Source organism: Methanobrevibacter sp. (assembly GCF_036307625.1).
Classification (GTDB): Archaea; Methanobacteriota; Methanobacteria; order Methanobacteriales; family Methanobacteriaceae; genus Methanocatella.
This window is the reverse complement of the sequence record NZ_JAXJXF010000044.1, coordinates 1-9,347: the sequence shown is the minus strand read 5'-3', so window position 1 is coordinate 9,347 and position 9,347 is coordinate 1. Positions and strand designations below refer to the sequence as shown.

The 9,347-nt window shown below is 33.0% G+C and carries 7 protein-coding genes; all 7 read left to right on the top strand.

Annotation, left to right across the window (positions count from 1 at the left end; all coding sequences use genetic code 11):
- Positions 1–120, top strand: a 120-nt coding sequence (locus UIB65_RS02820) for a methenyltetrahydromethanopterin cyclohydrolase (RefSeq protein WP_330039615.1), incomplete at its 5' end; no start/stop codon positions are given.
- 133 nt (positions 121–253) lie between these two features.
- Positions 254–967 (top strand): DUF4013 domain-containing protein, encoded by a 714-nt coding sequence (locus tag UIB65_RS02815; protein ID WP_330039614.1) that lies wholly within the window; start codon positions 254–256, stop codon positions 965–967.
- A gap of 165 nt (positions 968–1,132) precedes the next feature.
- Positions 1,133–1,678: a rubrerythrin gene (rbr, locus tag UIB65_RS02810; RefSeq protein ID WP_292883246.1), complete on the top strand. Its 546-nt coding sequence runs from the start codon at positions 1,133–1,135 to the stop codon at positions 1,676–1,678.
- A 95-nt stretch (positions 1,679–1,773) separates the two neighbouring features.
- Positions 1,774–2,319: a rubrerythrin gene (gene rbr / locus UIB65_RS02805; RefSeq protein WP_296800347.1), complete on the top strand. Its 546-nt coding sequence runs from the start codon at positions 1,774–1,776 to the stop codon at positions 2,317–2,319.
- Positions 2,320–2,398: 79 nt separating this feature from the next.
- Positions 2,399–3,811, top strand: a complete 1,413-nt coding sequence (locus UIB65_RS02800; protein ID WP_330039613.1) for a nicotinate phosphoribosyltransferase — start codon at positions 2,399–2,401, stop codon at positions 3,809–3,811.
- A 4-nt stretch (positions 3,812–3,815) separates the two neighbouring features.
- The gene (gene bsh, locus UIB65_RS02795) at positions 3,816–4,796 is read left to right on the top strand and encodes a choloylglycine hydrolase (RefSeq protein ID WP_330039612.1); all 981 of its coding nucleotides are present in this window, start codon (positions 3,816–3,818) and stop codon (positions 4,794–4,796) included.
- 373 nt (positions 4,797–5,169) lie between these two features.
- Positions 5,170–9,347 (top strand): right-handed parallel beta-helix repeat-containing protein (locus UIB65_RS02790; RefSeq protein ID WP_330039611.1); only part of this gene is annotated, 4,178 nt, incomplete at its 3' end.

Genomic DNA, 9,347 nt, shown 5'->3' with positions numbered 1-9,347 from the left:
GATAAAGGAATGTTCGCTCCTGCAGAAGTAGTAATCAATGATTTAACTACTGGTAAAATTTACAAAGAAGGATTTGTTAATGCAGAATTACTTAAAAAATCCTTCGGTGTTGATGAATAGATTTAATTCTATTCTTTCTTTCTTTTTTTTTAAAAAATTTTCACATTATATTTTAATATTATTAAAATAAAATTATCATTAGCACTAAACAATAGTGTGTTTTGTTTAAAATAAATTACAATAAGGTGAAAAAATGGGCTTGGGTGATATTTTATCAAAGTCGATATCTTATCCATTTTCTGATTTAACAAAATTTTTGATTGTAGGTCTTATTTTTGTTATTTCTGATATGGATGGGATTTTCTACGGATTATTTGGACCAAATTCATTTATGGCCATCATTGGAATAATAATTGCTATAGTATTTTCAGTTATTTTGAGCGGTTATTCAATTGATGTGATTAAAAGAGGAATTGATAACTCTAATGAAATTCCTGATTTTGATTTTGCAAATAATTTTGTAGATGGTATTAAAGTATTAATTATCGGATTGGTTTACTTCATTATTCCAATTATCATTACTCTTGTTCTTTTATTCATGTTTGGTGCAATTGGAGCAGGATTGGATAAAATGGCAGGATCTTTAGGAATTTGGGCAGTTTTCGCAGTAATTATATTTATTATATTTGGAATATTTGCAATAATTGCTGAAGCAAGATTTGCTATATCACGCAGTATCGGCGATGCATTAAGCATTGGAGAAGTATTTGCGGACGTAAAAAGAATTGGAATATTGAACATTATATTGTTCCTGATTGTTGTATCCATTCTTTTGATTGTTTTAGGTTTAATTTTATTAGTAGTAGCAGTCATTCCGGTCATTGGTATAGTGATAGTTGATCTTATTCTTGGCGGATTTGCCCTGTTATTCGTCAATTATGGTATAGGTTTACTATATTCAGAATAGATAACATTTCTATTCTTCTTTTTTTTATTTTTTTTAATGTTTTCATAATATGTAATGGTCTCAATTTGAAAATTTTTTCAATAAATTTTTAAATGATGATTAATATATATTTTATCATTCTATATAGAATAAATACTTCAATTATTAATAATGGAGATGTATAAAATGGCAGATTTAAAAGGTTCAAAAACTGAAGCAAACTTACAAGCAGCTTTTGCTGGTGAGTCCCAAGCACATACCAAATACCAATACTTTGCTGCAAAAGCAAAAGAAGAAGGATATGTTCAAATCCACGATATTTTCATGGAAACTTCCAAAAACGAAAGAGAACATGCAAAAATCTGGTATAAATTGTTGCATGATGAAGAAATTCCTGACACAATCGAAAACTTAAATGCAGCAGCAGACGGTGAAAACGAAGAATGGACTTCAATGTACAAAGAATTCGCAGAAACCGCTAAAGAAGAAGGATTTGCAAAAATCGCATTCCTATTTGAAAAAGTTGGTGCAATCGAAAAAGAACATGAAGAAAGATACAGAACTTTACTTGCAAATGTTGAAGCAGAATCCGTATTCAAAAAAGAAGAAGAAATTGAATGGAAATGTGAAAACTGTGGATTCATTTTCAAAGGTTCTCAAGCACCTGAAATGTGTCCTGTTTGTGGAGTTCCAAAAGCACACTTCGAAGAAAGAGCTACTAACTTTAAATAAGCTCTTAACTTTTTTTTATTTTTTTTTTAGTTACTAACTACTCACTAAATGTTTAAATAGTCTTTTATTATATTTTAATTTAGAGGTTTGATATTATGGCAGATTTAAAAGGAACAAAAACCGAAGAAAATTTAAAAGCAGCACTTGCCGGTGAATCACAAGCACGTGTAAAATATGAATTTTATGCTTCTCAAGCAAAAAAGGACGGTTATGTGGAAATTAAAGAAATTTTCCAGGAATCATCTGACAATGAAAAGGAACATGCAAAAATCTGGTTCAAATTATTGAACGGAGGCAAAGTCCCTGACACTGAAACTAATCTCGCAGATGCGGCAGCAGGTGAAAACTTCGAATGGACTTCAATGTATAAGGAATTCGCTGAAACTGCTCGTGAAGAAGGCTTTGATGATATAGCAGATTTGTTTGATGCTGCAGGTGCTACCGAAAAGGCACATGAAGACAGATACAATGCTTTAGCTGATAAAATCAAAGCTGGCACTGTATTTAAAAAGGACGAAGAAATCGCATGGAAATGTAACAATTGTGGATACATCCATTATGGTAAGGAAGCTCCTGAAGTTTGCCCATTATGCGATCACCCACAAGCACACTTCAGAAAACAGGATACTAGTTACATCTAGATTCCTTTTTCTTATTTTTTCTTTTTTTTAGTAATATTTATATTTTATAACAATCTAATATCAATTTAAAAGGGATATTATGATTGAAAACAACATTTGTCTTTTAACCGATAGTTATAAAGTAACTCATCACTATTTTTACCCAAAAGGCACTGAAAAGATTTATTCATACCTTGAAAGCAGGGTAGGTGCTGAGTTCAATAAAACAATTTTTTACGGACTCCAGTATATAATTAAAAAGTATTTAAAAGGCTCTGTAGTAACTCAGGAAAAAATTGATGAAGCGGACAAACTCATATCAGCCCATATAGGGGAGGGCATTTTCAACAAGGATGGCTGGGAGTATATTTTGGATGAATACGAAGGTAAACTTCCTATTGAAATCAAGGCAGTTGCTGAAGGAACTCCTGTGGATGTCAGCAACGTTTTGATGACTGTTGAAAACACTGACCGGAAATCATACTGGCTGGTAAATTACCTTGAATCACTTCTCCTTCAGGTTTGGTATCCTTCAACTGTAGCAACACTGTCTGCTGAAGTCAGAAAACTATCAAATTTTTATCTGGATGTTACAGGTTCTCAAAAGAATAATCTGGACTTTATGCTTCATGATTTCGGATATCGCGGAGCAACATCAACAGAATCATCAATGCTTTGCGGATCTGCCCATCTTCTCAGTTTTTCAGGTACCGACACTATTCCAGCATTGACAATTCCTGAAAATTATTATAACGATTCCAACTTATATGGATTTTCGGTTCAGGCAACAGAACACAGTGTCATGACTTCACTTGGTCCTGAAGGCGAATTTGACCAGATTATGAATGTTATAGATAATGCAAGGGAAGGAATCCTATCCATAGTAATTGACTCATATGACTATAGGAATTTTTTAATCGAAGCCGGAAAGTCAGGAAGCCAACTAAATGAAGCCATCTTAAATTTCCTGGACGGTGAAGGCAATAAGGTTGTATTCAGACCGGATAGTGGAGAACCTGTTTCAACAACAATTGACTGTTTGAATCTGCTTTCACAGGGTTTCGGCTCCCATTTGACAGATAAAGGATACAAGGTTTTTGACTTGAACATTGGCCTTTTGTGGGGAGACGGCTTGAACTATCACAAAATTAGGGATATACTATTTGCAATGAAATCCAACGGATGGGCCGCTCAAAATATTATCTTCGGTATGGGCGGCGGTCTTCACTCATCGCTAACCCGTGACACTCAAAGAAATGCATTCAAATGTTCAGCACAATTGAGGGATGGGGCATGGCATGACATATTTAAAAACCCTCTGGATTCAAGTAAAAAGTCAAAAACCGGAAGGTTTAAATTAATCAAAGAAAACAATTCATTTAAAACAGTTCCAATAGACCGTGATGGTGTAGATTATCTTCAAACAGTATTTAAGAATGGTGATTTATTGATTGAAGATACTTTTGGGGAAATTAAATCAAGAGCATTGATGTATTTAAATTTCGGCAGGTGAAAATGTGTGCACAGCAAGCAATTATATTACAGATAAGCATTATTTTGGACGCAATTTTGATTATGAGATTTCATATAATGAACGGGTAACAATAACTCCTCGAAATTATGAGTTCAAATACAGAAAAATCGATGACGTTAAAAGTCATTATGCCATAATCGGAATTGCTGCAGGCATTGATGAGTATCCCCTATATTATGATGCATGCAACGAAAAGGGATTGTCTATTGCAGGACTGAACTTTGAAGGTAATGCAGTATATAATGACTGTGAAAATAATATGATTAATATTGCCCCTTTTGAGTTGATTCCATATATACTAAGTAGTGCATCTACGGTGTTTGAAGCCCGAAAATTACTTGGTGAAATTAATCTTGTTGACATCAATTTTGCCGATGAACTGCCATTATCTCCACTTCATTGGATGTTGTCTGACAATAGCGGCAAATCCATTGTGGTTGAACCGTTGGAAGATGGATTGAAGATATATGACAATCCTGTAGGTGTTCTTACCAATAATCCTCCTTTCGATAAACAGATATTCACTTTAAATAATTATAGAAACTTATCCAATAGAAATCCTGAAAATACCTTTGGTGGAAGCATTGATTTGGATGAATATTCAAGGGGCATGGGTGCAATCGGTCTTCCCGGAGATTTGTCGTCATCCTCAAGATTTGCAAAGGTAGCATTTACACGGGCAAATTCACACTCTTCAGGAGATGAGGCAAGTAGTGTCGGCCAGTTTTTCCATATTCTCGGCTCTGTCGAGCAGCAGAACGGTTGTACATTCATCGATGATCCGGATTTGTTTGAATATACCATTTACACATCATGTTACAACACCAATGATGGAATTTTATATTACAGAACCTACAGTAATTCGCAAATAACTGCCGTCAGTTTGGCCAATGAGGATTTGAATTCAAAGGATTTGATTAATTATCTGTTAATTAATGATGAACAAATTAAATTCATTAATTAAACCTTTTTTTTTTAAATGAATGATTTATTAAATGTTGTAATAAATATTTGTTTAATAATTTCATGATTTTGTATATCTGTTAATTGGTGATGAACAAATTAAATTCATTAATTTAACTTTTTATTTAATTTTTTATTAAATGAATGATTTTTTTTAACAGTTGTAATATAATGTTAATTGTTCAATAATTTATAGGATTATTGATGTTGATGTTATAATGTAATCTTTTATTTACTCATAAATGGTCTATTTTTTGTTTTATATATGCTAAACTATTTATATTTGGAAGAATATAAATATATAAGAATAATCTTAGTTTGCCGAGATTATTCAATTTTTATTAATTGACTGGACCAGGGGGTGAAAACGAAAAATGAAAGGCAAAAAGTTAATCGTGATAATGGCTATAGTTATTCTTATGTTTACTATTCAGGCGTCTTGTGCGCTTGAAAATGATAATGACTTTAATTTAACACAAACAACTGATGTTAATACAGTTGATGATAATGTAATTAGTAATCAAGTTAATGATGTAAAAGATGAGTTGAATGACTCTGCAGACATTAAAAACCGTATTAGCGTAAGCTCTAAAAGTAGTGTTTTGGGTGTTTCCAATGAGAATAATGTTTTAGGTAATTCTTCAAATTATAAGAATATGAGTGATTTACGGACTATACTTCAGAATGCACAGCCAGGGCAAAATATTTTCCTGAATGGTTCGACATATGTTGGTAAGTTTGATCCTATTCTTATAAAAAATAATATTAACATTTATGGAGGTCATAATACTACTGATGGTATAAAGGCTACACTTGACCTTTCTGAGTTTCAATGTTCAATTTCTACTCATAATAAAGTTAGGTTTGATTTTGAGAGGGCATGTACAATTACAGGAGTTAATTTTGTAAATTATAATTTTACCTCTTCTGAGATAAATCCTAGTGCAAACATACCTCAAAGAGGCCATCTAATTCGTCTTAGAGCTGCGAGTTCTTTTTATAATTGTACTTTTGCAAACAATACTGTTTATCAAAAGTCATATCTTGTAGATTATGAAAACGGTGGGGGAAGTGGAGCTACTATTGAAGATTGTTTATTCTACAATAATACTGCTTCAGTTATCGTAAATGTTAAAGCGGAATATACAAATTTCAAAGCTAGTAATAATTTATTTGAAAACAATAAGGGAACTATTAATCTTGCGGAACAAGCTAAATCAAATTCTTTAGGTTTATGTTTTAAAACTTATTCTGAGGGTTCTATTTTCGATAATAATACATTTATCAATAACACTAATGCAGTACATGGTGCAGCTTTTTGTGTAAATGCAAAAAATGTTATTATATCCAATTGTCATATAGAGAATAACTCTGCATCATATGGTGGCGCTATTGAATGTCACAAGGGTACAATGAAAGTTTATAACACAACTTTCATAGGAAATAAAGCTTATGGTAATAATTCATGGAAAGATTATAGAGCTGGTGGCGGTGGTGCTATTGCTTTTATTGGAGCTAATAATTACATAGAAAATTGCACATTCATCAATAACTTCGCGGAAAGATTTGGTGGAGCGATGGATATTCATGCAGATATTGAAGATAAACAACTGATGGTGGCTGATAATACTACAGTTGTAAACTGTAGATTTGAAAATAATGTTGCTCAAAATCAATCAGGTGGTGCAGTGTATATTATAGGTAATTATTCAAATATTACTAACTGTAAATTTTCAGATAATTCTGCACCTATTGGAGGAGCAATACAAATTGTAGGTTTCAATGCTAGTATATATGATTCAAAATTCGTTGAAAATACTGCTATTCAAGGTGGTGCAGTTTATATTGAGGGTCATGATGCAACTGTAAAAAACTCAACATTTACAAATAACACTGCAACTCATAATCTGGGAAGTGAAATTAGTGATGATTCTTCTAAAGTTACTTCCGGTGGAGCTATGTATGTTGAAAGTAACAATGTAAATGTTTTTGATACTTCCTTTGAAAGTAATGTTGCTGAAGGTAATTATTCTACAACTGGTTTTGGTGGGGCTTTATACCTCTTAGGTCAAAATCCAAATTTTGTCAATGTTAATTTAACACAAAACGATGCTACATTAGGTGGTGGTGTTTATATTGAGGGTAACAATGTCGACGCTTCAAATATAAACCTGTACAATAACACTGCTGTTCAAGGTGGTGCTGTTTATATTAAAGGTGATGATATAACTCTTGATAAAATCACTGCAAAAGAAAACAATGCTATTCAAGGTGGTGCTATCTATATTCAAGGTCAACACACTGTGGTGGCTAATTCAACATTCGATGACAACCTTGTCACTCGTGATATTGATTTAATCAAACCTGGTGCTGAAACTCTTAAGACTATGGGTGGCGGTATCTATATCAATGGTAATAATGTGGCAGTAATGGGTAATAATACTTTCAGAAGAAATATTGCTTCAGGATCTATTGATGGTGGTCTTGGTGGTGCTATTGCTATTGAAGGTGGTAATACTATAATATATGATGGCCAATTTACTTTGAATGAAGCAGTTCGTGGTGGTGCTATATATGTTGATGGTGCTAATGCTACTGTAAAAGATATGTACTTCACAACAAACAATGCTGTTCAAGGTGGTTCAATATTCATTAATGGTGCTAATACTAACATTACTGGTAATACATTCTATGATAATAATGCAACACATAGTCTATCTTTCAATTCTAGTTCAGTAATTAACTTAAATACTAAAGGTGGTGCTATTGCTGTTAAAGGTGATTATTCTACTATAACTTATAATAACTTTACATATAATGCTGCTATAGGTACTAATCCTACTGGTGGTCTTGGTGGTGCTATTGCTGTTGATGGTTATCACACAAATATTACTGATAATATATTTAATGATAATGAAGCTATCAGGGGTGGTGCACTATATGTAAATGGTACTAATACCACTATTTACAATGCTAACTTTACATATAATAGAGCTATTAAAGGTGGTGCAGCTTATGTTAATGGTGTTAACACAACTGTTGTAAATTCACAATTCAAGTACAATAATGCTACACATAACCTAACTTACAACTTAAATCCTATATTTGATAGTGTACCTGCTGAAGGGGGTGCTATTGATATTGTAGGTAACAACACCTTATTGGATAATTTATTATTCTCTGAAAACAATGCTATTGGAGTCAATCCTGATGGCGGTCTTGGTGGTGCTGTTGCTGTAAACGGTTATGATACTAAAATTACTGATGTCAGCTTTGATTTGAATCAGGCTATTAAAGGTGGGGCTGTATATGTTAATGGTGTTTTAAACTCCCTTAATTATACTAATTTCACATCCAATAGTGCGATTCAAGGTGGAGCAATCTTTATTAATGCATTTAATACTACAATTTTAGGTTGTGAATTAGATAACAATACTGCAACTCATGATTTAAGATTTTCAGTAAGCACAGAATTAGACAAACTCACTACTTTCGGTGGTGGTGTTGCAATCCAAGGTGATGATGTAAATATAATTAATTCCACTTTCACCAATAATACTGCTGTTGCTAAATATGAAAAAGGTGGTTTAGGTGGTGCTGTTGCTGTAAACGGTTCAGACAACTTCATATTCAATTCCTCATTTAAGGATAATGAAGCAATTAAAGGTGGTGCTTTCTACTTTGAAGGCGGATTTACTTTAATAGATGAATCAAATTTCACAGACAATCACGCAATAAAAGGTGGATCTGGTTATATTGCTGGAGAGAATACTGTTATTAAAGATTCTCTATTTGAAAATAACAATGCAACTCATGACCTGAAATATGATTTGCCGGACGTTTTGAAAAATTCAAAAACTGCCGGTGGAGCGATTTACATTGTAGGACATGACATTAATGTAACTTCAAGTAATTTCACAGATAACCATGCTAATGCTAAATATGGAAATACTAGTATAGGTGGTGGTGCATTTTACATTGAAGGTAACAATGTTAATATTTCAGATTCCACATTTGATGATAACACTGCTGTAAAAGGTGGTGCGGTATATATCGCAGGTAACGTAACCAATATTTTCGATAGTAATTTCACACACAATTCCGTAACCAATTTGACAGTTATGGAAGGATTGGGTGGAGCCGTATTTTTAGAAAATTCACATGATGGTGAGTTTGCTAGATGTAATTTTGAAAATAACTCCGCTTCAGTAAATGGTGGTGCTATCGATTGGCACGAAGGAGCTACTAAAGGTAGAATTTTAAATTGTACCTTCACAAATAACACTGCCGATGCTAATGGTGGTGCTGTTTACTGGTATGGTACTAATGGTACTATTAGTGGTTCTAATTTCACTGATAATCGTGCTTTAGGTATTGTAAATGGTACTTATGGTCGTTCTGGTGAAGGTGGTGCTGTTGTTTGGACTGGTTCCAATGGTTTGGTTGATGATTGTAACTTTGTGAATAATACTGCTGCTAAGAATGGTGGTGCGGTTTATTTAGATAATATTAAACAAGGTGAATGTGATAATACTACATTTAGTAATTCTCG

Coding starts and splice junctions, on each gene's coding strand:
- rbr (WP_292883246.1), top strand. CDS start 1,133: ATGGCAGATTTAAAAGGTTCAAAAACTGAAGCAAACTTACAAGCAGCT.
- UIB65_RS02815 (WP_330039614.1), top strand. CDS start 254: ATGGGCTTGGGTGATATTTTATCAAAGTCGATATCTTATCCATTTTCT.
- UIB65_RS02800 (WP_330039613.1), top strand. CDS start 2,399: ATGATTGAAAACAACATTTGTCTTTTAACCGATAGTTATAAAGTAACT.
- rbr (WP_296800347.1), top strand. CDS start 1,774: ATGGCAGATTTAAAAGGAACAAAAACCGAAGAAAATTTAAAAGCAGCA.